The following is a 25,172-nucleotide window of genomic DNA, read 5'->3' on the forward strand; positions in this document are numbered from 1 at the left end:
GCGCAGGGTTGTCTGCGCAGTCGCCTCATGCCTTGTCAAAAAGGCTCGGTTCAGCTTGCACCAAAGCAAAGCGCGGCACCTGCTCGCCGTCAACCTCGACCGACTCGACGAACATGCTCAGCGGGCGCACCCAAAAACCGTAATCGCCATACAGGGCTTGGTAAAAGACTACTTCTTCTTCGGTTTCGGAATGCCGCGCAACACTGAATACACGGTATTGCGGACCTTTGTAATGTTGATAGAGCCCAGGTTGTATCGGCATGCTTCGGCCCTCACTGAAATCTTTTCAAAAATAAATAAAAAACCCAAAAACAAAAACCGGGGCACTGGGCCCCGGCTTCCATCGACGAGACGCTTAAACGCGTTCGAAGACGGTGGAGATGCCTTGGCCGAGACCAATGCACATAGTGGCCACCCCGAAGGTGCCGCTATTCTGCTTCATCACGTTCAACAGGGTGCCGGAAATACGTGCACCGGAGCAACCGAACGGGTGACCCAGGGCGATCGCGCCGCCGTGCAGGTTAACCTTCTCGTTCATCTTGTCGAGCACTTTCAGATCTTTCAGCACTGGCAAGGCCTGTGCGGCGAAAGCTTCGTTGAGCTCGAAGAAGTCGATATCGTTGATGCCAAGGCCCGCACGCTTCAGGGCTTTTTGTGTCGCCGGCACTGGACCATAGCCCATGATCGCCGGGTCCACACCCGCTACTGCCATCGAACGGATCACCGCCATCGGCTGGATACCCAGGTCCTGGGCACGCTGCGCCGACATCACGATCATGCACGAAGCACCGTCGGTGATCTGCGACGAAGTACCGGCAGTCACGGTGCCGCCCTTCGGGTTGAATGCCGGCTTGAGTGCCGCCAGACTTTCCAGGGTGGTTTCCGGACGAATGGTTTCGTCGTAGTCGTACAGTTTCAGGAAACCGTTCTCGTCGTAACCCTGCATCGGGATGATTTCGTCTTTGAACTTGCCTTCCACGGTTGCCTTGTGGGCCAACTGGTGGGAACGCACGCCAAAGGCATCCTGTTGCTCACGAGTGATGCCGTGCATCTTGCCAAGCATTTCAGCGGTCAGGCCCATCATGCCCGAGGCTTTCGCCGCGTACAGCGACATGTGCGGGTTCGGATCGACACCATGCATCATGCTCACGTGGCCCATGTGCTCGACGCCGCCGACCACGAACACGTCACCGTTGCCGGTCATGATCGCTTGCGCAGCAGTGTGCAGTGCACTCATCGACGAGCCACACAGACGGCTGACGGTCTGGCCGGCCGAGGTGTGCGGAATCTGGGTCATCAGCGAAGCCATGCGCGCGATGTTCCAGCCCTGTTCCAGGGTCTGGTTGACGCAGCCCCAGATCACATCCTCGACTTCCGCCGGGTCGACCTTGCTGTTACGTTCCAGCAGTTTGCTGATCAGGTGCGCCGACATGTCTTCAGCGCGGGTGTTGCGGTGCATGCCGCCCTTGGAGCGGCCCATCGGAGTACGACCGAAGTCGACAATCACGACGTCTCTAGGATTCAAGCTCATAAGTTCACTCTCACTCTAGTTGGGGGCGCTTAACCGAAGAAGCTCTGGCCGTTCTCGGCCATTTCGCGCAGCTTCGCGGTCGGGTGGTACAGCGCGCCCAAATCAGCGTACTGGTCAGCCAGGGCAACGAACTCGGCGACACCGATCGAATCGATGTAGCGCAGCGCGCCGCCACGGAATGGAGGGAAACCGATACCGTAGACCAGACCCATGTCGGCTTCGGCGGCGGTTTCAACGATGCCGTCTTCCAGGCAACGCACGGTTTCCAGGCACAGCGGGATCATCATCCAGTTGATGATGTCTTCGTCAGTGACTTCGCGCTGCTCGTAAACGATCGGCTTGAGCACTTCGAGTACCGACGGATCGGCTACTTTCTTCTGCTTGCCTTTCTTGTCGGCCTCGTAGGCGTAGAAGCCCTTGCCGTTCTTCTGGCCCAGGCGTTTGGCTTCGTACAGCACGTCGATGGCCGAACGACGGTCATCCTTCATGCGATCCGGGAAACCTTCAGCCATGACGTCGCGACCGTGGTGACCGGTGTCGATGCCGACCACGTCCATCAGGTACGCAGGACCCATCGGCCAGCCGAATTTTTCCATGACTTTGTCGATGCGGACGAAGTCGACACCGGCGCTGACCAGCTTGGCGAAACCACCGAAGTACGGGAACAGCACGCGGTTCACCAAAAAGCCCGGGCAGTCATTGACGACAATCGGGTTCTTGCCCATTTTCTTCGCGTAGGCAACTGTGGTGGCGATCGCCAGTTCGCTGGACTTCTCGCCACGGATCACTTCCACCAGCGGCATCATGTGCACCGGGTTGAAGAAGTGCATGCCGACGAAGTTTTCCGGACGCTTGAGGGCTTTCGCCAGCAGGCTGATGGAAATGGTCGAGGTGTTGGACGCGAGGATGGTGTCCTCTTTGACCTTGTCTTCGACTTCAGCCAGTACCGCTTGCTTGACCTTCGGGTTCTCGACCACAGCTTCGACGACCAGATCGACGTGACCGAAGTCGCCGTACGACAGCGTCGGACGAATGCCGTTGAGCACTTCAGCCATTTTCGCAGCGGTCATGCGACCCTTGTCAACGCGGCCGACCAGCAGCTTGGCGGCTTCGGCCAGACCCTGCTCGATACCGTGCTCGTTGATGTCCTTCATCAGGATCGGCGTGCCTTTGGAGGCCGACTGATAGGCGATACCGCCACCCATGATGCCGGCGCCCAGTACGGCAGCCTGCTTCACGTCTTTGGCGATTTCGTCGTAGGCCTTGGCCTTTTTCTTCAGTTCCTGATCGTTCAGGAACAGGCCGATCAGGCTCTGCGCAGCAGAGGTCTTGGCCAGTTTGACGAAGCCTGCTGCTTCCACTTCCAGCGCTTTGTCGCGACCGAAGTTTGCGGCTTTCTGGATGGTCTTGATCGCTTCAACCGGCGCCGGGTAGTTCGGACCGGCCTGGCCAGCCACGAAACCTTTGGCGGTTTCGAAAGCCATCATTTGCTCAATGGCGTTCAACTTGAGTTTTTCAAGTTTCGGCTGACGCTTGGCCTTGTAATCGAACTCGCCGGAGATGGCGCGCTTGATCAGCTCGAGGGCAGCTTCCTGCAATTTTTCAGGGGCGACTACGGCGTCGACGGCGCTGACTTTCAGCGCGTCTTCCGGGCGGTTTTCCTTGCCGGCGGCAATCCACTCGATGGCATTGTCGACACCGATCAGGCGTGGCAGACGCACGGTACCGCCGAAGCCCGGGTAGATGCCCAGTTTGACTTCAGGCAGACCAATCTTGGCCTTGGTGGACATGACGCGATAGTCAGCCGCCAGGCACATTTCCAGACCGCCACCGAGGGCGATGCCGTTGATGGCCGCGACGGTTGGCACGTTGAGGTCTTCGAAATCGCTGAAGATCTTGTTGGCTTCGAGATTGCCAGCAACCAGCTCGGCATCCGGCAGCTTGAAGTTGTCGACAAATTCGGTGATGTCGGCGCCGACGATGAATACGTCCTTGCCGCTGCTGACGATCACGCCCTTGATCGAAGCATCTGCCTTGATGGTGTCTACGGCCTGACGCAGTTCGTTCAGGGTTAGACGGTTGAACTTGTTGACGGACTCACCCTTGAGGTCGAATTTCAATTCGACGATGCCACTTTCAAGAGCTTTAACCGTGATGGCTTTACCTTCGTAAATCATCAACTGATCTCCACGATATGGAAGCTGAACAGTACACGTCGGACGCAGGCTTATGGCTCAGAAGGACGCTTTGCTCGTCGATACTGACACCGTCCGCCTGGCACACCCGCCAACGCGATAGTCGGGATTCTGTAGGAGCAGTCTGTAAGACAAACGCTCAATTCATACGCCCGTTTGATTCGGGTACGTCACCTTCACGGAATTTCTGACAATTGTCAATCGCCCTAAATTCGGGCTGAAATGCGACTTTGCAGTCATTTCTGCACCATGATGAGCAGCAACACCCGTCTCGATGTTGAGCCATTCATAGAATCAATAGTTAGAAAAGTCGCCCTAATTTCCACTGGAGCCCTGGTCAGAAGGCTACGCTGGGGGGACTGCGAGGAAATTTGCCGAGGCGATCGAAGCGCCTGCCGCAAAAAAAGATTACCGGCCTGCCTGGCCAACCCGCCCGACGAATCATGTCGGGCTTTTTATTGCTCGTCTGCCAGACCTTCCACACCGTTGCAGTGAGAAAAGTCGCCGTTTCACGCCAGCGCTTTCAGCGTCGCGTCGATATCCTGCAGAACCGTCGCCTCGCCCTTTTCGCCCCAGTACAAGGCGATCATCTGCTTGTCCGCTTCGATCTTGAAAACATTCCCCGGCAATTTTTCGAAATAATCGAGCAGGGTCCGGTCATCGCAGACTTCTTGCCATTGATTGACCCACACGCCCGGGGTTTTCTGCCAATAGGTCCAGCACGCCGGTTGACTGCCACGCCGCGGCCGGTGGTACTGGGCGCAGGGATTCGGCGGCTCCGGCAGCAGCCAGTGCGGCCACTCCTGCGGCGCCAGTTGCATCGCCAGGCCGATGCGTCGCGCCTCCATGCGCAAGGCCATGCGCCCGCTCTGCGTGCGCGATGGGCGCAACCATGCCAGTGGACTTAAAACTACCAGCAGGATTGACACCACCAGCCAGACCGTCATATCTGTACTCCCGATTTTTGATGAGCGCATTGTGTCACTTGCGAACCAATGCGCTTGAAACCAGCCATACTTACCAATATCGAACCCTCAGGAGGAGCACCTCATGCCCTACCACCACATACTGGTCGCCGTAGATCTGACCGAAGAGTGCGACCCTGTGATCCACCGCGCCCGCGAGCTGTCGGTGAGCAACGCTGCCAAGTTGTCGCTGGTGCATATCGTTGAACCAATGGCCATGGCCTTCGGTGGCGACGTGCCGATGGACCTGTCACAACTGCAACAACAGCAGTTCGATCAGGCCAAGGAGCGTCTTGAAAAACTCAAATCGAAATATCCAGAGCTTGAAGGCGCCAATTGCCATCTGACCTACGGCCAGCCCCGCCAGGAAATCCATCATTTTGCCAAGGAACAAGCGTGCGATCTGATCGTGGTCGGAAGCCATGGCCGTCATGGCCTGGCACTGCTGCTCGGCTCGACTGCGAATGATGTGCTGCACGGTGCGCCATGCGATGTACTGGCGGTGCACCTGGTCAAACGTTGATCTGTCTTGCTCCCGCAGGTGATTTGTTCCAGCCTGTAGATCGCGTTACATATGAAAAGCCCGGCGCTCATCACTGAGCGCCGGGCTTTTTCACATCCGGATCAATCAGGCATCCAGCTCGGCCCAACGCTCCACCAACGCATCCAGCTCGGCCTGCAATTGCTCCAGCGAAGCAATTACCTTGGCCGTTTCCGCCGGCGGACGCTGATAGAAACCGGCTTCCGCCATTTCCGCCTCAACCGCGGCGATCTGCTGCTCCTTGGCGTCGATGTCGCCCGGCAAGGCTTCCAGCTCGCGCTGCAGCTTGTAGCTCAGTTTCTTCTTGGCAACCGGAGCAGCAGCGGCAGGCGCAGCCACCGGAGCCGGCTCAGCGGTAACCACCGCCGAATTCAGGTCAGCCTTGCCCGACTTGCTTTCAGTCACGCCCAACAGACGCGGCGAGCCGCCCTGACGGATCCAGTCCTGATAGCCGCCGACATATTCACGAACCTTGCCTTCACCTTCGAAGACCAGGGTGCTGGTCACCACGTTATCGAGGAATGCCCGGTCGTGGCTGACCATCAGCACGGTGCCGTTGAAGGTCAGCAGCACTTCTTCGAGCAGCTCGAGGGTTTCCACATCGAGGTCGTTGGTCGGTTCGTCGAGTACCAGCAGGTTGGCCGGCTTGCTGAACAGCTTCGCCAGCAACAGACGCGCACGCTCGCCACCGGACAACGCCTTGACCGGCGTGCGTGCACGCTGCGGGCTGAACAGGAAATCACCGAGATAGCTCAGCACATGGCGGCTCTGCCCGTCGATGTCGATGAAGTCGCGACCTTCGGCGACGTTGTCGATCACGGTTTTTTCCAGATCCAGCTGATGGCGCAACTGGTCGAAGTAGGCGACGTCGATCCGCGTGCCCTCTTCCACTTTACCGCTGGTCGGTTGCAGACCGCTGAGCATCAGTTTCAACAGAGTGGTCTTGCCGGTACCGTTGGCGCCGAGCAGACCGATACGATCGCCGCGCTGCAGGACCATGGAGAAATCCTTGATCAGGAACGGCCCGCCCGGGTGCGCGAAGCTCACGTTCTCGAGGACCATCACCTGCTTGCCGGATTTGTCGGCGGTTTCCAGCTGGATGTTGGCCTTGCCGGTACGCTCGCGACGCTCACTGCGCTCAACGCGCAGGGCTTTCAGAGCGCGCACGCGACCTTCGTTACGAGTGCGGCGGGCCTTGATACCCTGACGGATCCACACTTCTTCCTGAGCCAGACGCTTGTCGAACAGCGCGTTGGCAGTTTCTTCAGCGGCCAGCGCGGCTTCTTTGTGCACGAGGAAACTGGCGTAGTCGCCGTTCCAGTCGATCAGGCCGCCGCGATCCAGTTCGAGGATGCGCGTGGCGAGGTTTTGCAGGAAGGAACGGTCGTGCGTGATGAACAGCACGGCGCCCTGAAAATCTTTCAGCGCTTCTTCGAGCCAGGCAATCGCACCGATGTCCAGGTGGTTGGTCGGTTCGTCGAGCAGCAGCAGATCGGGCTCGGACACCAGCGCCTGCGCCAGCAGCACGCGACGACGCCAGCCGCCGGACAACTCGGCGAGGGTCTTGTCGGCCGGCAGTTGCAGGCGGCTCAGGGTGCTGTCGACCAGCGTCTGCAAGCGCCAGCCGTCACGGGCTTCAAGGTCGTGCTGAACGTGCATCAGCTTGTCCAGATCGGCGTCGGTGACGATGTTCTGGCTCAGGTGATGGTATTCGGCGAGCAAGGCGCCAACACCGTCGAGGCCTTCAGCCACCACGTCGAATACCGTCCGGTCGTCGGCCACTGGCAATTCTTGCGGCAGTTCGCCGATTTTCAGACCGGGGGCACGCCACACCGAGCCGTCATCGGGCTTCTGGTCGCCCTTGACCAGCTTCATCATGCTGGACTTGCCAGTGCCGTTGCGGCCGATGATGCACACCCGCTCACCACGGGCGATCTGCCAGGACACCTTGTCCAACAACGGCATAGCGCCGAACGCAAGGGACACATCGCTGAATTTGAGCAGGGTCATGAGCTTCTCCAAAAACCGGGCGCGCATTCTACCTGACTTGAGGCTTGAGCAGGCCGGCAATTTGTCTGTCGAAGCACTCTGCACAACATTTGTTGCGAACTTGTGCAGCGAGGCTCGCAAAGCTTTCGCCGCTTGCTGGCAAAAGGCTAAGCTACAGGCAATTCAGTGCGGATTTCGATCGGCACTTGTCATGATTTCTCTGCCCGGATGTCTCATGCGCAGTCGCCTTTTCAGTGTTTTGTCCTGCTTGTTTCTTACCGCCGCTGCCGCTCAATCCGTCCAGGCGGTGGACCTGTCCACCCAACGCCAGTATTACGATGAAGCCAAGCGCGCCTTGGCCAAGGGTGATACTGGCCCGTATTTCCGTTACAGCCAGGCGCTGGCCGATTATCCGCTGGAACCGTATCTGGCTTACGACGAACTGACCGCGCGTCTGAAGACGGCGAGCAACGCCGAGATCGAGAAATTCCTCGCCGAACACGGTGATTTGCCGCAGGCCAATTGGATGAAACTGCGCTGGTTGCGCTGGCTCGCCGACCGTGGCGACTGGGCGACCTTCGTCAAGTATTACGATCCGAAGCTGAATTTCACCGAACTGGACTGCCTCAACGCGCAGTACCAGATCAGCCACGACAAGAAAGCCGAAGGGTATGCCAGTGCGGAAAAACTCTGGCTGACCGGCAAATCGCAACCCGCCGCCTGTGACGCGCTGTTCGGCATCTGGGCTGCCGACGGCCAGCTTACCGAGCAGAAACGTTGGGAGCGCACCAAACTTGCCGCGCAGGCACGCAACTATCCGCTGGCCAACAGCCTGATCAACGGCCTGACCACCCTCGCCCCGCGCGGTCGCTTGCTGGTCGACGTGGCGCAGAAACCCGAACTGCTCAACCAGCCGTCGCGCTTCACCCCGGCCGACGAGCCGATGTCAGACGTCGTCAGCCTCGGCTTGCGCCGCCTCGCTCGGCAGGATCCGGACAAGGCCATGGCTCTGCTCGACGGTTACGCCAGCAGCATGCATTTCTCTCGTGATGAAAAAGTCGCGATCGCTCGCGAGATCGGCCTGACCCTTGCGCGCCGCTTCGACAGCCGCGCGCTGGACGTCATGACCAAATACGATCCGGAGCTGCGCGACAACACCGTCTCGGAATGGCGCCTGCGCCTGCTCTTGCGTCTGGCACGCTGGAATGATGCCTATGAGCTGACCAAACGTCTGCCGCAAGACCTGGCCACCACCAACCGTTGGCGCTACTGGCAGGCGCGCAGCCTGGAACTGGCCGAGCCACAAAACCCGCAAGCGCTGACCCTGTACAAGAATCTGGCGCGGGAACGAGACTTCTACGGCTTCCTCGCCGCAGACCGTTCACAATCGCCTTACTCGCTGAACAACAAACCGCTGGTGCTCAGCCAGGCGCTGATCAACAAGGTCCGCAACACCCCCGGCGTACGTCGCGCGCTGGAGTTTCATGCACGCGGGCAGATCGTCGATGGGCGTCGCGAGTGGTATCACGTCAGCCGTCATTTCAACCGCGATGAAATGGTCGCCCAGGCCAAACTGGCCTACGACCTGAAATGGTACTTCCCGGCGATCCGCACCATCAGTCAGGCGCAGTACTGGGACGATCTGGACATCCGCTTCCCGATGGCGCACCGCGATTCCCTCGTGCGTGAGGCCAAGGTGCGCGGCCTGCATTCGAGCTGGGTGTTCGCCATCACCCGCCAGGAAAGCGCCTTCATGGACGACGCGCGCTCCAGCGTCGGCGCCAGCGGCCTGATGCAATTGATGCCCGGCACGGCCAAGGAAACCGCGCGCAAGTTCAGCATTCCACTGGCCTCGCCCCAGCAAGTGCTCGATCCGGACAAGAACATCCAGCTCGGCGCCGCTTACCTCAGCCAGGTTCACAGCCAGTTCAACGGCAACCGCGTGCTCGCCTCCGCCGCTTACAACGCCGGGCCAGGCCGCGTGCGTCAGTGGCTGCGCGGCGCAGATCACCTGAGCTTTGACGTCTGGGTGGAAAGCATCCCGTTCGACGAAACCCGTCAATACGTGCAGAACGTGTTGTCCTACTCGGTGATCTACGGGCAAAAGCTCAACTCGCCGCAACCGCTGGTGGATTGGCATGAGCGGTATTTTGATGATCAATGAGCAGGCAGCGACAGCCGGAGAATGAAAAATGCCCGTATCGTGAGATACGGGCATTTTTTTGGTCGGTTACTTGGTCGATTGCTCAGTCTGCTGTGACAGATCGACCATCATTGAACTGCAACGCCGCCAGCCGTGCGTACAGCGGATTGCTGGCGATCAATTGCTGATGTGTCCCCACCGCTACCAGCTTGCCCTGATCCATCACTGCAATGCGGTCAGCGTTCTTCACCGTGGCCAGTCGGTGCGCGATGACCAACGTGGTGCGGTTTTCCATCAGCGTTGGCAGGGCCTGCTGGATCAGATGTTCGCTCTGTGCGTCGAGGGCGCTGGTGGCTTCGTCCAACAGCAGGATCGGCGCGTCTACCAGCAAGGCGCGGGCAATGGCCAGACGTTGGCGCTGACCGCCGGACAACCCGAGGCCGCCATCTCCCAGATGAGTTTGATAGCCGTCCGGCATTTGTTCGATGAAGTCGTGGGCGTGGGCAATTCGCGCAGCTTCCTTGACCTGCTCAAGCGTGGCCGTCGGACAGCCGTAGCGAATGTTGTCCTCCACGCTGCCGAAAAACAACGCGGGGGTTTGCGAGACCAAGGCGAAACAGCGGCGCAGATCCAGCGGGTCAAGGCTGGTCAGCGGCACGCCATCGAGGAAAATCTGCCCCTCGCGTGGATCGTAGAAGCGCAGCAACAAGTCGTAAACCGTGGACTTGCCCGCGCCCGACGGCCCCACCAATGCCAGGGTTTCGCCCGCCCTCACTGTCAGATTCAAGCCATCGACTGCGTAGCTTTGCGGACGCGACGGGTAGGAAAAACGCACGTCGCGCAGTTCAAGTTCACCTTTGACTCGCGCTGGCAGCGTCACCAATCCACTCGTCGGTGGCTGGATGATGTTTTCCGACCGCAGCAATTCCGCAATGCGTTCAGCAGCGCCCGCAGCGCGTTGCAGTTCGCCGATCACTTCGCTCAGCGTGCCGAACGCGCTGCCGACAATCAGGCTGTAGAAAACGAATGCCGCCAGCTCGCCGGCCGAGATACGCCCGGCCATTACGTCCATGCCGCCGACCCACAACATCACCGCCACCGCGCCAAGCACCAGCACGATCACCAAAGTGACCAACCACGCTCGCTGGAAAATCCGTTTGCGCGCAGTTTCGAACGCCTGCTCGACGGTCGAAGCGAAACGCTGCTCGTCCTGAACCTGGTGGTTGTAGGCTTGCACGGTTTTGATCTGGCCGAGGGTTTCCGACACATAGCTGCCAATGTCGGCGATACGGTCCTGGCTCTGGCGCGACAGATTGCGCACACGGCGGCCGAAAATCAGGATCGGCGCGATCACCAGCGGCAGTGCAATCACGACAATGCTGGTCAACTTCGGATTGGTGATGAACAGCAGCACTACACCACCGATCACCATCAGCAGATTGCGCAGGAACAGCGAGAGTGACGAACCGATCACCGATTGCAGCAAGGTGGTGTCAGCGGTCAGGCGCGACTGGATTTCCGAGCTGCGGTTGTCCTCATAAAAGCCCGGATGCAGATACACCAGGTGATTGAACACCTGACGGCGAATGTCGGCGACCACGCGCTCGCCGATCCAGGACACCAGATAGAATCGGGCAAAGGTGCCCAGCGCCAGCCCGAGCACCAGCAACATGAAAATCCCGATCGACTGATTGAGCAGATGCGGCGAACGGGTCATGAAACCCTGGTCTACCAACAACTTGATGCCCTGCCCCATCGACAGGGTAATGCCGGCGGTGACGATCAGCGCGAGCAAAGCGCCGAAGGCATGCCAGCGGTACGGCAGGAGAAAATGACTGGTCAGGCGCAGGGCGCGCCGGTGTCGGGAAGAAAGCATGGAGATCATGGAGTTCACGTCTGCGCAGATGGATCGGGCCAGCCTACAGACTCAGATGGGGTGGAACTCTGTAAATCACAATGAGTCAGGTTAAATATGCCCGGGATGTCCGGATGCTAGAAACGATTGGTCTAAGGTTGCGGTTGAGACGAGCGGTCATTTCTGTTTGAGTAGAGATGCCGCCCGCCGACAGACCGCAGGGAGTTGTCACAGCCTGGTCACGTGGCGGTTTTAACTTAGGCACACAACCTGATGAGGAGACAGGCCATGTCCTTGCAACACAGCAGCGAAGACAAGATTGAAGTGATGCGCACCAAACCCGGTCAGTCTCTGGGTTGCTCGATTATCGATGAGCAGGGCCGCGAAGTACCGATCACTGAAGACATGATCCAGGACGCTTGCCGCGAACTGGAGAAGCGATTGGTCAAGCCTGCCGAACAAGAGTGATGTAGCCACCGTCTTCCTGACCCGGCCCTGATTGGCCGGGTTTTTTATGTCTGTAATTTAGCTGCGAATCCTGTAGGAGCTGCCGAAGGCTGCGATCTTTTAATCTTCAAAAAGCAAGATCAAGAGATCGCAGCCTCGTTTCACTCGACAGCTCCTACAGGACACGGGTTGCCCCCAGCGCCGCCACAATCTGCCGCAACCCCGGCGCATCACCTTCAATTCGCACCTTCAGCCCTTCAATCTCGCGGCGCACCGGATACTGCTTGCGCAACACGTCAAACGCCGCTCGCTGCTCGGCGACATTCCCCACCAGACTGCGGCGGAAATCCGCATCATCGCGGCGCGGGTCGTACACGCCCCGGCACAACATCGCCAGCGCCCATGCCGGATCGCTGTCACCGTGCAGGGAAACTTCCGACAACCAGGGTGCTGGCAGCAGATCACTGAGCGCGATAGCCGCAGGTTGGCCAATGAAAGCGCAGTAGGCCTGATAAATTTGCGCGGTCCCGCGTTGCTTGCCGTCGAGGCTGTAACCGGCAATATGGGGCGTGGCCAATACGCAGAGCTCGGCCAGCGCAGGGTCGACTTCCGGCTCCTTCTCCCAGACGTCGAGCACCGCTTGCAGGTCCTCGCGCTCCAGCAGCACCTCACGCAGCGCTGCATTGTCCACCACTGGACCGCGCGCCGCGTTGATCAGCCATGCACCCTGCTTGAGTTGCTGCAAACGCTGTTGATCGAACAGGTGCCAGGTTGCAGAGTCGCCGCTGCGGGTCAATGGCGTATGCAGGCTGATCACGTCGCACTGCTCAATGATCTGCTCGAGGCTGACATATTCGCCGCCCTCGGCAGCCTGACGCGGCGGATCGCAGACCTTGACGTTCCAGCCCAGGCCCTTCAGGACCTTGATCAAGCGCCCCCCCACTTCACCGGCGCCGACGACGCCGTAAGTGCGCTGAGTCAGATCTGCGCCTTCGATCTCGGCCAGTGTCATCAGACTGCCCAGCACGTAGTCGACAACACCACGAGCATTGCAACCCGGCGCGCTCGACCAGCAGATCCCGGCCTCGTTGAAGTAGTCAAGATCCAGATGATCGGTGCCGATGGTGCAGGTGCCGACAAAGCGCACCTTGCTGCCTTCGAGCAGCGCGCGATTGACGTTGGTCACCGAACGCACCAGCAACACATCAGCCTGCTCGACCGTCGCGCGGTCAATGGAGCGGCCCGGCACTCGGCGGATGTCGCCGAAACCGGCAAAAAAGGCATCGAGCAGCGGGATATTTTCGTCGGCAACAATCAGCATGGCGGGCTCCTTGGGCGGATCGGCAGTTTAGGTGCTGACGCGTCGATCAGCCAGCAGGGTTTGCGCTTACAAATACGCAACAGAGGATATTTCCTGACCGAGGCGTCAGCGGCGTAGAATGCGCCGCTCTGCGCATCAATACTTTCTGGACGCTTTGCCTGTGAACCCTGTAACTGACCAACCTGTCGCCGTCTCCCTGACCCGCCCTGCGCGGATTCGCCTGGAGTTGAAAAACCTGCTCGCCCTGGCCCTGCCGATCATCATCGCGCAACTGGCGACCACCGCCATGGGCTTCGTCGATGCGGTCATGGCCGGGCGCGTCGGGCCCAAGGACCTGGCGGCAGTGGCGCTGGGCAACTCGATCTGGGTTCCGGTGTTTCTGTTGATGACCGGCACCCTGCTGGCCACCACACCAAAAGTCGCCCAGCGTTTCGGCGCCGGCAAGCACAGCGAAATTGGCCCGATTGTGCGTCAGGCGTTATGGCTGGCATTGGTAGTCGGACTGATCGCCACCTCGATGCTGGTCGCCGCAGAGCCAGTACTGCACCTGATGAAGGTCGATCCCGAGCTGATCGGCCCGTGCATGCAATATCTGCACGGCATCGCCAGCGGCTTGCCGGCGGTGGCCTTCTATCACGTATTGCGTTGCACCAGTGATGGCATCGGCCGCACCCGCCCGGCCATGGTGTTGGGCCTGTGCGGTCTGGCATTGAACATCCCGCTGAACTACATCTTCATCTACGGCCACTTCGGCGTGCCGGCCATGGGCGGCGTCGGCTGCGGCTGGGCCACGGCAATCGTGATGTGGGTGATGGCGCTGGGCCTGGCCGGGTACGAGCGCTGGGCACCGGCCTATCGTTCGAGCGAACTGTTCAGCCGTTTCGACTGGCCGCAGTGGGCGGTGATCAAACGTCTGCTGTCGATTGGTTTGCCGATCGGCATCGCGGTGTTTGCCGAGTCGAGCATCTTCGCCGTGATCGCCCTGCTGATCGGCAGCCTCGGCGCGACGGTGGTGGCCGGGCATCAGATCGCGCTGAACGTCAGCTCGCTGGTGTTCATGATTCCCTATTCGCTGGGCATGGCGGTCACCGTGCGTGTCGGCCAGGCGCTGGGCCGCGAGGAACCGCGAGAGGCACGTTTTGCCGCTGGAGTCGGCATGGGCACGGCGCTGGCCTACGCCTGCCTGTCGGCGAGCCTGATGCTGGCGCTGCGCGAGCCGATTGCGGCGATCTATACCGCTGATCCAACGGTGATTCACATTGCGGCGATGCTGATTGTCTATTCGGCGCTATTCCAGTTTTCCGATGCAATCCAAGTGACCGCAGCAGGCGCACTGCGTGGCTATCAGGATACTCGGGTGACGATGATCCTGACTCTGTTCGCCTACTGGGGGATTGGTTTGCCGGTGGGTTACGCGTTGGGTCTGACCGATTGGCTCGGTGAGCCACGTGGGCCGAGCGGGTTGTGGCAGGGTTTGATCGTCGGCTTGAGCTGCGCTGCACTGATGCTGTCGATCCGGCTGACACGCAGCGCGCGCAAGCGGATTCGGATCAGTCGTTCGATGGGTTGATCACCCATAAAAAAAGACCTGCATTTGCAGGTCTTTTTTTGCCCTGATTCAGGGCTTCTTGCGAATCCAGTACAGATAGGTGCCGGCCTCTTCGTGCTGGCTGACCAGCTCGTGGTCAAGAAACACGCAGAACTTGGGGATATCGCGCTTGGTCGAGGGATCGGTGGCGATCACCTTGAGCAGGCCGCCGGGTACCAGATCGCGGATGTGCTGGTGCAACATCATCACCGGCTCCGGGCAATTGAGGCCGGTGGCGTCGAGGGTGCCGTCGACCGGGGTATCGATCATTTCACTCATGGTTCACTCCAGAAACTGGCCGGCATTGTCGCGCATTGCTTGGGATATCGTCCAACCCATGTGGGAGCGAGCCTGCTCGCGAAGGCAATCCGTCAGCCCACCGCTTTCGCGAGCAGGCTCGCTCCCACAGGTTCAGCGTTGTGTCAGCGCGATTTGGTTTTTCTGCTGTCGTGCCGGCGCAAATGGCAAGTCACTTCCTCGCGGTCGTGATAGAGCTGCTTGCAGCCGATATCAACCTTGATCCCACGCGCCTTGAAACCGTCGGCAATGCGCTCGAGCAGACGTTTCACTTCGGCATAACGCTGCTTCATCGGCAGCTTCAGGTTGACCACTGCTTCGCGGCAATGTCCTTCGCCGATCCACTCTTCCAGCATCGCCGCGTTACGCGCCGGTTTCTCGACAATGTCGCAAACCATCCAGTCCACCGGCTGCTTGGGCTTGAAGGTGAAACCATCCGTCATCAGATGCTGGACCAATCCGGTTTCCATCAGGCTTTCGGCCATCGGGCCGTTGTCGATGGCGGTGACCAGCATGCCACGGTTGACCAGTTGCCAGGTCCAGCCGCCCGGCGCGGCGCCGAGGTCAACGCCAGTCATGTCGCTGTGCAGGCGATCTTCCCACTGGTCGCGCGGAATGAAGTGGTGCCACGCCTCCTCCAGCTTCAAGGTCGACCGGCTCGGCGCCTCGCGGGGAAACTTCAGACGCGGAATGCCCATCGGCCACATCGCCGAATTGCCGGCATCGGCCATGCCTAAAAACACCTCGCGTCCGCTTTTGAAGGTCAGCAACAAACGCGGCCTGCTGGCGTCTTCCACCAGTTTGCCAGCGGCGGTCAGCGCCTTGCGCAGCGGGCCTTCGAACTTTTTGCAGAAATTCGACAGTTCCTTGCCGTCATTGGTATCGACCACTTCCAGCCACAGACTGCCAAACACCGGAAAATCGGCCATGTGCGCGAGAATCACACTGATCCGGTCGTTTTCCGGCAGATCGATGAAAAAGCCGCGCGCCCACTGCCGCGGGAAGATCAATTCGGCGAAACGCTGACCGCGCATCAGGCGTTCAGCACCGTCCGCTTCAGTACAGACAAACTCGGCGCAGGCCGTGGCGGTTTTGGCTTTGGCGTAACCGGCGACATTGAGACGGGCGGCGAGATCGGAAATCTCCGAACAGACTTCGCCTTCGAAGCCGGGCCGGCAATGCATGAATAGGGTGTTCATTCTTACTCCTGGGCAGCGGTCGATCATTCGGCCGCTGCGCGATGCTCAAGCCTTGCGTTGCCGCAATGCCTGTCACGAAAACCGGCGCATGATAGCTGAAGTCGGAACCATGGTTGCGCCGATAGAGTCCAGTTATTAGCCAGCTACTCAAAACAGGGCTAGGTTTAATGCTCTGCCCGTCCCCTCAGTCCGTAGCCGTGCGGACTCAAAGGAGTGATCGTAATGCCGTCCCTCGATAGTCTGAAGTCACTGAAAACCCTACAAATCGATGCCACGACCTACCACTATTTCAGCCTGCCGGAAGCCGCCAAAAGCCTGGGCGACCTCGACAAGCTGCCGATGTCATTGAAGGTCCTGCTGGAAAATCTGCTGCGCTGGGAAGACGAAAAAACCGTCACCGGCGCCGACCTCAAAGCCATCGCCGCCTGGCTCAAGGAGCGCCGCTCCGATCGCGAAATCCAGTACCGCCCTGCCCGTGTATTGATGCAGGATTTTACCGGTGTGCCCGCCGTGGTCGATCTCGCCGCCATGCGTGCGGCAATGGCCAAGGCCGGCGGCGATCCGCAGCGGATCAATCCGTTGTCGCCGGTGGATCTGGTGATCGACCACTCGGTGATGGTCGACAAGTTTGCCAGCGCCAGTGCGTTTGAACAGAACGTCGACATCGAAATGCAACGCAACGGCGAGCGCTATGCCTTCCTGCGCTGGGGCCAGAGTGCGTTCGATAACTTCAGCGTGGTCCCGCCGGGCACCGGCATCTGCCACCAGGTCAACCTCGAATACCTCGGCCGCACCGTATGGACCAAAGACGAGGATGGCCGCACCTACGCCTTCCCCGACACCCTGGTCGGCACCGACTCCCACACCACCATGATCAACGGTCTCGGCGTGCTCGGCTGGGGCGTGGGCGGGATCGAAGCGGAAGCGGCGATGCTTGGGCAACCGGTGTCGATGCTGATTCCGGAAGTGATCGGCTTCAAGCTCACCGGCAAGCTCAAGGAAGGTATCACCGCAACCGACCTGGTGTTGACCGTGACGCAGATGCTGCGCAAGAAAGGCGTGGTCGGCAAATTCGTCGAATTCTATGGCGACGGTCTCGCCGACCTGCCATTGGCCGACCGCGCGACCATCGCCAACATGGCCCCGGAATACGGTGCGACATGCGGCTTCTTCCCGGTCGACGATGTCACGCTGGAATACCTGCGCTTGTCCGGCCGGCCGCCGGAAGTGGTGAAGCTGGTCGAGGCCTACACCAAGGCTCAAGGCCTGTGGCGTCTGCCGGGTCAGGAGCCGGTGTTCACCGACAGCCTGGCCCTGGACATGGGCAGCGTCGAGGCCAGCTTGGCTGGACCGAAACGTCCGCAGGATCGCGTCTCCCTGCCGAACGTCGCGCAGGCCTTCAGTGATTTCATCGACCTGCAATTCAAACCCACCAGCAAGGAAGAAGGACGCCTGGAAAGCGAGGGCGGCGGCGGCGTAGCAGTGGGCAACGCCGATCTGGTGGGCGAAGCGGACTACGAATACGAGGGCAAGACCTATCGCCTGAAAAACGGTGCAGTGGTCATCGCCGCGATCACTTCCTGCACCAACACTTCCAACCCGAGCGTGATGATGGCGGCCGGGTTGCTGGCGAAGAAAGCCGTCGAGAAAGGTCTGACGCGCAAGCCCTGGGTCAAAAGCTCACTGGCCCCCGGTTCGAAAGTCGTCACCGACTACTACAAGGCTGCCGGGCTGACTCAGTACCTTGATCAGCTCGGGTTTTCGTTGGTCGGTTACGGCTGCACCACCTGCATCGGCAACTCCGGGCCACTGCCGGAGCCAATCGAAAAAGCCATTCAGAAAGCCGATCTGACCGTCGCGTCGGTCTTGTCCGGCAACCGCAATTTCGAAGGCCGTGTGCACCCACTGGTGAAAACCAACTGGCTGGCTTCGCCTCCTCTGGTCGTCGCTTACGCTTTGGCTGGCAGTGTGCGTACCGATATCAGCAGCGAACCGTTGGGCGAGGATCAACAGGGCAATCCGGTGTATCTGCGTGATATCTGGCCGAGCAGCCGGGAAATCGCTGAAGCGGTGAATCAAGTCAATACGGCGATGTTCCACAAGGAATACGCCGAAGTGTTTGCCGGTGATGAGCAATGGCAGGCCATCGAGGTGCCGCAAGCGGCCACTTACGTGTGGCAGGACGATTCGACCTACATTCAGCATCCACCTTTCTTCGACGACATTTCAGGCCCTCTGCCGGAAGTGAAAGACGTCAAAGGTGCGCGAGTCTTGGCTTTGCTCGGCGATTCAGTGACCACCGACCACATCTCCCCCGCCGGCAACATCAAGATCGACAGCCCGGCCGGGCGGTATCTGCAGGAAAAAGGCGTCGAACCGCGCGACTTCAACTCCTACGGTTCCCGTCGCGGCAATCATGAAGTGATGATGCGCGGCACGTTTGCCAACATCCGTATTCGCAACGAGATGCTGGGTGGCGAGGAAGGCGGGAACACCATTTACATTCCCACCGGGGAAAAAATGGCGATCTATGACGCAGCGATGAAATATCAGGCTTCGGGGACGCCGTTGGTGGTGATTGCCGGTCAGGAGTACGGCACCGGGTCGAGCCGTGACTGGGCGGCGAAAGGCACCAATCTGCTGGGCGTCAAAGCCGTGATTGCGGAGAGCTTCGAACGCATTCACCGCTCGAATCTGGTCGGCATGGGTGTGCTGCCGTTGCAGTTCAAGCTTGATCAGAACCGCAAGAGTCTCAATCTGACCGGCAAAGAGACGTTCGAGATTCTGGGATTGACCGGCGTCGAGCTAAGGCCGCGGATGAACCTGCCGCTGGTTATCACTTGCGAGGATGGGCGTCAGGAGAAGATTGAAGTCTTGTGCCGGATTGATACCTTGAATGAAGTTGAGTACTTCAAATCCGGGGGGATTCTGCATTATGTATTGCGGCAGTTGATTGCTTCTTGACGGGGTGACATTCGCCTAGGCTGTGATCTTTTTGACTTGGCTTTCAAAAGCAGGATCAAAAGATCGCAGCCTCCGGCGGCTCCTGCATTCAGGCGAAAAAAAACCCGCCGAAGCGGGTTTTTCCCAAGACCATTATCGACTCCCTGTCGGCAGCGATCCTTGCGATGGTCGATCGTCCATGATCCTGAAACACTCCCTGTGTCTCAGTTGATGTGTGTAGATTACCCAGTGGATCCAATCAACAATAGTCGTAAAAGCTACCAACGCGTGTAAGACATTCGCCATACAAACACTTCCGAAAACCCTTAGACCTGTCAGGCACCGCCGCTTTCACGAGCCCTGGCGCTTTCGGCGAGAAACTGTTCAAGCCTGCTCAACTGCTCCTCCCAGCCGCGACTGTCCATGTAATACGCCTCTTTCTGACGGATATCAGGGATGTGCGCGAAGCCGGATTCCGAGACCTTGAGTAGTGTGCCGTCTTCGAAGTCCTGCAATTCGAACTTGACCAGCGTGGTCGGCTCCTGTGAGTAGTCGATCTTCGGGTTGACCGCATACGGGTGCCAGCGGAAAGAAAACAACTGCTGCGGCTCGACCCGCTCGATCAGCACATTCCACAATACGTGTTCATAACCGGGGTAAGTGACCTGACCCTGCGTCCACTCGCCGGCAATGAAACGCCGGCCCTCGAGCGCCACGCCAAACCACTGGCCAAACGCCTCTGCATCGACCAATGCACGCCAGACGTGGGAACGCGACGCCTTGAGCGTGATCTTGCGTTCGAAACTGTTAGGTACTGGTTTCATACGTCACCTCCTGTTCTGAACACTAGGCTTGTATGACCACATGTCCAATGCGAAGTTGTATCGAAGCGCTGCAGACACCGATTCGAGCGGACACATTCTGCGGTAGTTTGCGCTCTGTGATCGGCGCCGCATGACCTGTTATTTTTCCAGCGAATCCGCAGAAACAAGGACGAATCATGCAGCCTTCTCTCGCCGATCGGTATCGCGGCGCCCTCCTCGGCCTGGCTTGCGGCGATGCGGTCGGCACAACGGTTGAGTTCCAACCGCGAGGATCATTCCAGCCGTTGAGCGACATGATCGGCGGTGGTCCGTTTCAGCTCAAGCCTGGGCAATGGACCGATGACACGTCGATGGCACTGTGCCTGGCCGAGAGCCTGCTGAGCAAAAACGGCTTCGACGCGGCAGATCAGATGGGCCGCTATCTCAATTGGTGGAAATGGGGATACCTGAGCTCCACCGGTGAATGTTTCGACATCGGCATGACCGTCAGCCAGGCGCTGGAACAGTATCAGCGAACCGGGGAGCCTTTCGCAGGGTCGACTGATCCGTTGACTGCTGGTAACGGGTCGCTGATGCGGTTGGCACCAGTCGTGCTGTTTTATTTTCCGGACGCTGGACAGATCCAGATCCACGCTGCCGACAGTTCGCGCACAACCCATGCGGCGCCGGAGGCAATCGAGTGCTGCCAATTGCTGGCTGATCTGATTGCACGAGCGCTTGAGGGTGCGGAGAAAACACAGCTTCGCCGGGCGCCACTGCTCAAGCTTTCCCAGCCCAAGGTGGTTGCGATTGCTCAGGGTGAGTACCTTCACAAAGCGGAAACTGAAATAAAAGGCAGTGGCTATAGCGTCCAATCGCTGGAAGCCGCTTTGTGGTGCTTTCACCATACGCAGACATTCGCCGAAGCGGTGTTGAAAGCAGCCAATCTCGGTGAAGATGCGGACACAACGGCTGCTATCGTGGGTCAGTTGGCAGGTGCTTACTACAGCGCTCGGGCGATCCCCGAACACTGGCTGGAGCAGTTGCATGAAGGCGAGGAAATCACGGCCACTGCGGATCGCTTGCTTGAGGCGTCCCGGCTACGTACATAACAATCGATACACCCTTTCCACTCGAGATAGCGAGAACCTTATGTCAGTGCGTTTGCTTCTGGCCTCTGTGCCTTTTTTGTTTGCCCCTTTCGCCCATGCCGCCGTTGATTGCACCAACGCCAGCGATCAGGCGACGATGAATCAATGCGCGGGGCAAGCGTTCAAAGCGGCAGACAAGGAACTGAATACGCTCTATCAGCAGATCACCGGACGCCTGAAGGACAACCCGGACGGAAAGAAGCTGTTGGTCAACGCGCAGCGGGCATGGGTCAGCTTCCGGGATGCCGAGTGCAAGTTTTCGGCTTCTGGGGTGGACGGCGGGAGTGTCTATCCATTGATTTACAGCGATTGCCTGACGGAAATGACCAAGACGCGCGTCGAGTCGCTCAAGCAATATTTGAAATGTGAGGAAGGTGATATGAGTTGCCCGGTACCCGGTGCATAATCACAGGCTCCGCTTACGGAGCCTGTGCTGTGAACCGTTACGCCTCAGACGTGAGGATCGCCCGGCGCTTTGCTCGGCGCTGCGTATTGCGGCTTGAGGTGGCCATCCTGATCGAGTAACCAGGCGTCCATGATCTGCCGCACTACTGGACCGGCAACACGACCACCCGCCTCGCCGTTTTCGATCATTACCGAGATGGCGATCTTCGGATGCTCGGCCGGTGCAAATCCTACAAACAGGGCGTTGTCACGGTGGCGCTCTAGGGTTTTCTCGCGGTTGTAACGCTCACCCTGCTTGATCGCCACCACCTGCGCCGTACCACTCTTGCCGGCGATGCGATATTGCGCCCCCGCAGCCGCCGCTCGTGCGATGCCTCGAGCATCGTGCATGACCATCTGCATTCCGTGATTGACCTGTTCCCAATCGCGCGGATCCTTGAGCAGAATGTTCGGCATCGGGTGCTCGTCAACCGGCGCTACACCGTCGACCGACTTGGCCAAGTGCGGTCGATTCCATATCCCCTTGTTGGCGATGAGGGCAGTGGCCTGGGCCAATTGCAGTGGTGTGACCTGCATGTAGCCCTGGCCGATGCCGAGAATAACTGTCTCGCCGGGATACCAGGCCTGTCGCCGTGTAGCGCGCTTCCATGCTTGTGATGGCATCAGACCGGGGGACTCTTCAAACATGTCCAGCGAGACTTTTTCACCGAGACCGAACATCGCCATGTAATCGTGCAGACGATCGATGCCAAGCTTGTGCGCCAGGTCATAGAAGTAGGTGTCGTTGGAGCGCATGATCGCCGCGTCCATGTCCACCCAGCCGTCACCGCTGTGGTTCCAGTTGCGATACTTGTGATCGAAGTCCGGCAGTTGGTAATAGCCGGGATCGTATACGCGGGTCTGCGGGGTCACGACGCCGGCGTCCAGCCCTGCGATGGCGACTTCCGGCTTGATCGTCGAGCCTGGAGCGTACAGGCCGCGCAGTACGCGGTTAAACAGCGGACGGTCGATGGAATCGCGCAGCGCTGAATATTCCTTTGAGCTGATGCCAGTCACGAACAGATTCGGATCGAAGCTTGGATTGCTGACCATCGCCAGCACTTCTCCGGTGGACGGGTCGAGAGCTACCACTGAACCACGACGGTCGCCCAAAGCGGCTTCGGCTGCTTCCTGCAGCTTCACGTCGAGGCTGAGTACGATGTTTTTACCAGGCACTGGATCGGTGTGCTTGAGTACGCGCAGCACTCGGCCTTGAGCATTGGTTTCGACTTCTTCATAACCGACATGGCCATGCAACTGCGCTTCGTAGAAACGCTCGATACCGGTTTTACCAATGGATTGCGTACCTCGGTACTCCACGGAGTCGAGAGCTTTCGATTCTTTTTCATTGATCCGACCGACATAACCGATCGAATGGGCGAAATGTGCGCCGAGGGGATAGTGGCGGACAAACTGCGGTTCGACATCAAGTCCCGGTAAGCGAAACTCGTTAACCGCCAGGACGGCAATCTGCTCTTCCGTCAGCTCATAAAACAGGGTGACCGGTGTGAACGGATGCCGGGATTGCTTCATCGCCTTGTCGAATACCGTGCGGTCTTCAGCAGGCAAGTGCAGCAAGTTGATGACTTCGTCCAATTCTTGATTGACGTCGGTGGCACGCTCACGGGTGATGGTCAGGTTGTAGCTGGGGCGATTGTCGGCGAGCAACACACCGTTGCGGTCGTAGATCAATCCACGGGTTGGCGGTATCGGGAGGACATGGACGCGATTGTTTTCGGAGATGGTCGAGTGGTAGTCGAACTCCACGACCTGGAGGATGTACAGGCGCACCACCAGAGCGCAGCTGATGGCGAAGACGAACAGAGCGCAGGCAATCAATCGTTTGTTGACCAGCCGCGTCTCTTTTTCATGATCCTTGATCGGGATTGGTTCAGGCATTTCTACAGCAACTCTTTGACATAAAATGAGTGCCGATCCGTGGGCAGGATATCAGTCCGTTAAAAAACGAGCTGCACCATACCAAAACTCGCCATCCACTTCAGGATGAATTTCCCCGGTAGCAGGCTGAAAACTTTCTCGCAGGCAAAACAAAACCCCAACTGCTTTCGCAATTGGGGTTTCGGAATTTAATCTTGACGATGACCTACTCTCACATGGGGAAACCCCACACTACCATCGGCGATGCATCGTTTCACTGCTGAGTTCGGGATGGGATCAGGTGGTTCCAACGCTCTATGGTCGTCAAGAAATTCGGGTACTGACTCGTGACCAGATGGTCTCGCTTCAGCAAATTGGGTATGTGACAGCTGGTGTTTGTGCGTTTCGAACTTTCGGTTCGTTTCGTCTTCACACACCGCAATCTGGTGCCTTCTCAGGTCAGCAAATTGCTTGGGTGTTATATGGTCAAGCCTCACGGGCAATTAGTATTGGTTAGCTCAACGCCTCACAGCGCTTACACACCCAACCTATCAACGTCGTAGTCTTCGACGGCCCTTCAGGGAACTCAAGGTTCCAGTGAGATCTCATCTTGAGGCAAGTTTCCCGCTTAGATGCTTTCAGCGGTTATCTTTCCCGAACATAGCTACCCGGCAATGCCACTGGCGTGACAACCGGAACACCAGAGGTTCGTCCACTCCGGTCCTCTCGTACTAGGAGCAGCCCCTCTCAAATCTCAAACGTCCACGGCAGATAGGGACCGAACTGTCTCACGACGTTCTAAACCCAGCTCGCGTACCACTTTAAATGGCGAACAGCCATACCCTTGGGACCGGCTTCAGCCCCAGGATGTGATGAGCCGACATCGAGGTGCCAAACACCGCCGTCGATATGAACTCTTGGGCGGTATCAGCCTGTTATCCCCGGAGTACCTTTTATCCGTTGAGCGATGGCCCTTCCATACAGAACCACCGGATCACTAAGACCTACTTTCGTACCTGCTCGACGTGTCTGTCTCGCAGTCAAGCGCGCTTTTGCCTTTATACTCTACGACCGATTTCCGACCGGTCTGAGCGCACCTTCGTACTCCTCCGTTACTCTTTAGGAGGAGACCGCCCCAGTCAAACTACCCACCATACACTGTCCTCGATCCGGATAACGGACCTGAGTTAGAACCTCAAAGTTGCCAGGGTGGTATTTCAAGGATGGCTCCACGCGAACTGGCGTCCACGCTTCAAAGCCTCCCACCTATCCTACACAAGCAAATTCAAAGTCCAGTGCAAAGCTATAGTAAAGGTTCACGGGGTCTTTCCGTCTAGCCGCGGATACACTGCATCTTCACAGCGATTTCAATTTCACTGAGTCTCGGGTGGAGACAGCGCCGCCATCGTTACGCCATTCGTGCAGGTCGGAACTTACCCGACAAGGAATTTCGCTACCTTAGGACCGTTATAGTTACGGCCGCCGTTTACCGGGGCTTCGATCAAGAGCTTCGCGTTAGCTAACCCCATCAATTAACCTTCCGGCACCGGGCAGGCGTCACACCCTATACGTCCACTTTCGTGTTTGCAGAGTGCTGTGTTTTTAATAAACAGTCGCAGCGGCCTGGTATCTTCGACCGGCATGAGCTTACGGAGCAAGTCCTTCACCCTCACCGGCGCACCTTCTCCCGAAGTTACGGTGCCATTTTGCCTAGTTCCTTCACCCGAGTTCTCTCAAGCGCCTTGGTATTCTCTACCCAACCACCTGTGTCGGTTTGGGGTACGGTTCCTGGTTACCTGAAGCTTAGAAGCTTTTCTTGGAAGCATGGCATCAACCACTTCGTCACCCAAAGGGTAACTCGTCATCAGCTCTCGGCCTTAAG

18 protein-coding genes and 2 rRNA genes (1 of these 20 only partly in view) are annotated in these 25,172 nt (G+C 58.7%); 7 read left to right on the forward strand and 13 right to left on the reverse strand.

The genetic code is table 11. The annotated features are described in order from the left end of the window. Positions 1-25: 25 nt before the first annotated feature. The 4 genes from OC605_RS01515 to OC605_RS01530 form a co-directional block, all read right to left on the reverse strand. Positions 26-262: a DUF1653 domain-containing protein gene (locus OC605_RS01515; RefSeq protein WP_016775494.1), complete on the reverse strand. Its 237-nt coding sequence runs from the start codon at positions 260-262 to the stop codon at positions 26-28. Positions 263-355: 93 nt separating this feature from the next. Continuing rightward, entirely contained in the window at positions 356-1,531 is a 1,176-nt protein-coding gene (gene fadA, locus OC605_RS01520; protein WP_016775495.1) for an acetyl-CoA C-acyltransferase FadA, read from the reverse strand. 29 nt (positions 1,532-1,560) lie between these two features. Next, positions 1,561-3,708 carry a fatty acid oxidation complex subunit alpha FadB gene (fadB, locus tag OC605_RS01525; protein ID WP_262136135.1) on the reverse strand — a complete coding sequence of 716 codons (2,148 nt, stop codon included), beginning with the start codon at positions 3,706-3,708 and terminating at the stop codon, positions 1,561-1,563. 527 nt (positions 3,709-4,235) lie between these two features. After that, positions 4,236-4,673 carry a hypothetical protein gene (locus OC605_RS01530; protein ID WP_071173062.1) on the reverse strand — a complete coding sequence of 146 codons (438 nt, stop codon included), beginning with the start codon at positions 4,671-4,673 and terminating at the stop codon, positions 4,236-4,238. 103 nt (positions 4,674-4,776) lie between these two features. Between OC605_RS01530 and OC605_RS01535 the strand changes: the two genes are divergently transcribed. Further along, entirely contained in the window at positions 4,777-5,214 is a 438-nt protein-coding gene (locus tag OC605_RS01535; RefSeq protein WP_016775498.1) for a universal stress protein, read from the forward strand. 105 nt (positions 5,215-5,319) lie between these two features. Here the strand turns inward: OC605_RS01535 and OC605_RS01540 are convergent, their stop codons facing one another. Further along, positions 5,320-7,242, reverse strand: a complete 1,923-nt coding sequence (locus tag OC605_RS01540) for an ATP-binding cassette domain-containing protein (protein ID WP_039760799.1) — start codon at positions 7,240-7,242, stop codon at positions 5,320-5,322. Between the two features lie 214 nt (positions 7,243-7,456). Between OC605_RS01540 and OC605_RS01545 the strand changes: the two genes are divergently transcribed. Next, positions 7,457-9,385: a transglycosylase SLT domain-containing protein gene (locus tag OC605_RS01545; RefSeq protein ID WP_262136136.1), complete on the forward strand. Its 1,929-nt coding sequence runs from the start codon at positions 7,457-7,459 to the stop codon at positions 9,383-9,385. Between the two features lie 82 nt (positions 9,386-9,467). Here OC605_RS01545 and OC605_RS01550 read toward each other — a convergent pair whose 3' ends face one another. Further along, the gene (locus OC605_RS01550; protein WP_410055971.1) at positions 9,468-11,249 is read right to left on the reverse strand and encodes an ABC transporter transmembrane domain-containing protein; all 1,782 of its coding nucleotides are present in this window, start codon (positions 11,247-11,249) and stop codon (positions 9,468-9,470) included. A gap of 258 nt (positions 11,250-11,507) precedes the next feature. On the opposite strand from OC605_RS01550, the gene OC605_RS01555 reads away from it, so the two are divergent. Next, positions 11,508-11,687 (forward strand): PA1571 family protein, encoded by a 180-nt coding sequence (locus tag OC605_RS01555; protein ID WP_016775501.1) that lies wholly within the window; start codon positions 11,508-11,510, stop codon positions 11,685-11,687. Positions 11,688-11,841: 154 nt separating this feature from the next. Here OC605_RS01555 and pdxB read toward each other — a convergent pair whose 3' ends face one another. After that, complete coding sequence (pdxB, locus tag OC605_RS01560) at positions 11,842-12,987, reverse strand: 4-phosphoerythronate dehydrogenase PdxB (protein WP_186566094.1); 1,146 nt, start codon at positions 12,985-12,987, stop codon at positions 11,842-11,844. Between the two features lie 160 nt (positions 12,988-13,147). On the opposite strand from pdxB, the gene OC605_RS01565 reads away from it, so the two are divergent. Next, positions 13,148-14,557 carry an MATE family efflux transporter gene (locus OC605_RS01565; RefSeq protein WP_275970773.1) on the forward strand — a complete coding sequence of 470 codons (1,410 nt, stop codon included), beginning with the start codon at positions 13,148-13,150 and terminating at the stop codon, positions 14,555-14,557. Between the two features lie 48 nt (positions 14,558-14,605). On the opposite strand, the gene tusA is transcribed toward OC605_RS01565, so the two are convergent. Then, positions 14,606-14,854, reverse strand: a complete 249-nt coding sequence (gene tusA / locus OC605_RS01570) for a sulfurtransferase TusA (protein ID WP_262136137.1) — start codon at positions 14,852-14,854, stop codon at positions 14,606-14,608. Between the two features lie 143 nt (positions 14,855-14,997). Then, positions 14,998-16,071 carry a 23S rRNA (cytidine(2498)-2'-O)-methyltransferase RlmM gene (gene rlmM / locus OC605_RS01575; protein ID WP_262136138.1) on the reverse strand — a complete coding sequence of 358 codons (1,074 nt, stop codon included), beginning with the start codon at positions 16,069-16,071 and terminating at the stop codon, positions 14,998-15,000. 222 nt (positions 16,072-16,293) lie between these two features. On the opposite strand from rlmM, the gene acnA reads away from it, so the two are divergent. Then, the gene (gene acnA, locus OC605_RS01580) at positions 16,294-19,035 is read left to right on the forward strand and encodes an aconitate hydratase AcnA (RefSeq protein WP_262136139.1); all 2,742 of its coding nucleotides are present in this window, start codon (positions 16,294-16,296) and stop codon (positions 19,033-19,035) included. A gap of 314 nt (positions 19,036-19,349) precedes the next feature. Here the strand turns inward: acnA and OC605_RS01585 are convergent, their stop codons facing one another. Then, positions 19,350-19,838 (reverse strand): SRPBCC family protein, encoded by a 489-nt coding sequence (locus OC605_RS01585; protein WP_016775506.1) that lies wholly within the window; start codon positions 19,836-19,838, stop codon positions 19,350-19,352. Positions 19,839-20,014: 176 nt separating this feature from the next. Here OC605_RS01585 and OC605_RS01590 point away from each other — a divergent pair, with 176 nt between their 5' ends. Both OC605_RS01590 and OC605_RS01595 read left to right on the forward strand, forming a co-directional pair. Beyond that, positions 20,015-20,929, forward strand: coding sequence for an ADP-ribosylglycohydrolase family protein (locus tag OC605_RS01590; RefSeq protein WP_262136140.1), 915 nt, complete (start codon positions 20,015-20,017; stop codon positions 20,927-20,929). 40 nt (positions 20,930-20,969) lie between these two features. Next, the gene (locus OC605_RS01595) at positions 20,970-21,374 is read left to right on the forward strand and encodes a lysozyme inhibitor LprI family protein (protein WP_262136141.1); all 405 of its coding nucleotides are present in this window, start codon (positions 20,970-20,972) and stop codon (positions 21,372-21,374) included. Positions 21,375-21,418: 44 nt separating this feature from the next. Here the strand turns inward: OC605_RS01595 and mrdA are convergent, their stop codons facing one another. The 3 genes from mrdA to OC605_RS01610 all read right to left on the reverse strand — a co-directional run. Further along, the gene (gene mrdA / locus OC605_RS01600; RefSeq protein ID WP_262136142.1) at positions 21,419-23,311 is read right to left on the reverse strand and encodes a penicillin-binding protein 2; all 1,893 of its coding nucleotides are present in this window, start codon (positions 23,309-23,311) and stop codon (positions 21,419-21,421) included. Between the two features lie 192 nt (positions 23,312-23,503). Beyond that, a 5S ribosomal RNA gene (gene rrf, locus OC605_RS01605) occupies positions 23,504-23,619 on the reverse strand. Between the two features lie 153 nt (positions 23,620-23,772). After that, a 23S ribosomal RNA gene (locus OC605_RS01610) occupies positions 23,773-25,172 on the reverse strand; it runs 1,494 nt beyond the window's last position.

Origin of the sequence: Pseudomonas sp. Marseille-Q5117, assembly GCF_946901175.1 — a bacterium.
Lineage (GTDB): Bacteria > Pseudomonadota > Gammaproteobacteria > Pseudomonadales > Pseudomonadaceae > Aquipseudomonas > Aquipseudomonas iranensis.

Bases quoted from the DNA above. Each gene is read 5' to 3' on its own strand.
- OC605_RS01550 (WP_410055971.1), bottom strand. From the start codon at position 11,249: ATGATCTCCATGCTTTCTTCCCGACACCGGCGCGCCCTGCGCCTGACC.
- OC605_RS01515 (WP_016775494.1), bottom strand. From the start codon at position 262: ATGCCGATACAACCTGGGCTCTATCAACATTACAAAGGTCCGCAATAC.
- OC605_RS01595 (WP_262136141.1), top strand. From the start codon at position 20,970: ATGTCAGTGCGTTTGCTTCTGGCCTCTGTGCCTTTTTTGTTTGCCCCT.
- pdxB (WP_186566094.1), bottom strand. From the start codon at position 12,987: ATGCTGATTGTTGCCGACGAAAATATCCCGCTGCTCGATGCCTTTTTT.
- rlmM (WP_262136138.1), bottom strand. From the start codon at position 16,071: ATGAACACCCTATTCATGCATTGCCGGCCCGGCTTCGAAGGCGAAGTC.
- mrdA (WP_262136142.1), bottom strand. From the start codon at position 23,311: ATGCCTGAACCAATCCCGATCAAGGATCATGAAAAAGAGACGCGGCTG.
- OC605_RS01540 (WP_039760799.1), bottom strand. From the start codon at position 7,242: ATGACCCTGCTCAAATTCAGCGATGTGTCCCTTGCGTTCGGCGCTATG.
- OC605_RS01535 (WP_016775498.1), top strand. From the start codon at position 4,777: ATGCCCTACCACCACATACTGGTCGCCGTAGATCTGACCGAAGAGTGC.
- OC605_RS01555 (WP_016775501.1), top strand. From the start codon at position 11,508: ATGTCCTTGCAACACAGCAGCGAAGACAAGATTGAAGTGATGCGCACC.
- tusA (WP_262136137.1), bottom strand. From the start codon at position 14,854: ATGAGTGAAATGATCGATACCCCGGTCGACGGCACCCTCGACGCCACC.
- acnA (WP_262136139.1), top strand. From the start codon at position 16,294: ATGCCGTCCCTCGATAGTCTGAAGTCACTGAAAACCCTACAAATCGAT.
- OC605_RS01590 (WP_262136140.1), top strand. From the start codon at position 20,015: ATGCAGCCTTCTCTCGCCGATCGGTATCGCGGCGCCCTCCTCGGCCTG.
- fadB (WP_262136135.1), bottom strand. From the start codon at position 3,708: ATGATTTACGAAGGTAAAGCCATCACGGTTAAAGCTCTTGAAAGTGGC.
- OC605_RS01545 (WP_262136136.1), top strand. From the start codon at position 7,457: ATGCGCAGTCGCCTTTTCAGTGTTTTGTCCTGCTTGTTTCTTACCGCC.
- OC605_RS01585 (WP_016775506.1), bottom strand. From the start codon at position 19,838: ATGAAACCAGTACCTAACAGTTTCGAACGCAAGATCACGCTCAAGGCG.
- fadA (WP_016775495.1), bottom strand. From the start codon at position 1,531: ATGAGCTTGAATCCTAGAGACGTCGTGATTGTCGACTTCGGTCGTACT.
- OC605_RS01530 (WP_071173062.1), bottom strand. From the start codon at position 4,673: ATGACGGTCTGGCTGGTGGTGTCAATCCTGCTGGTAGTTTTAAGTCCA.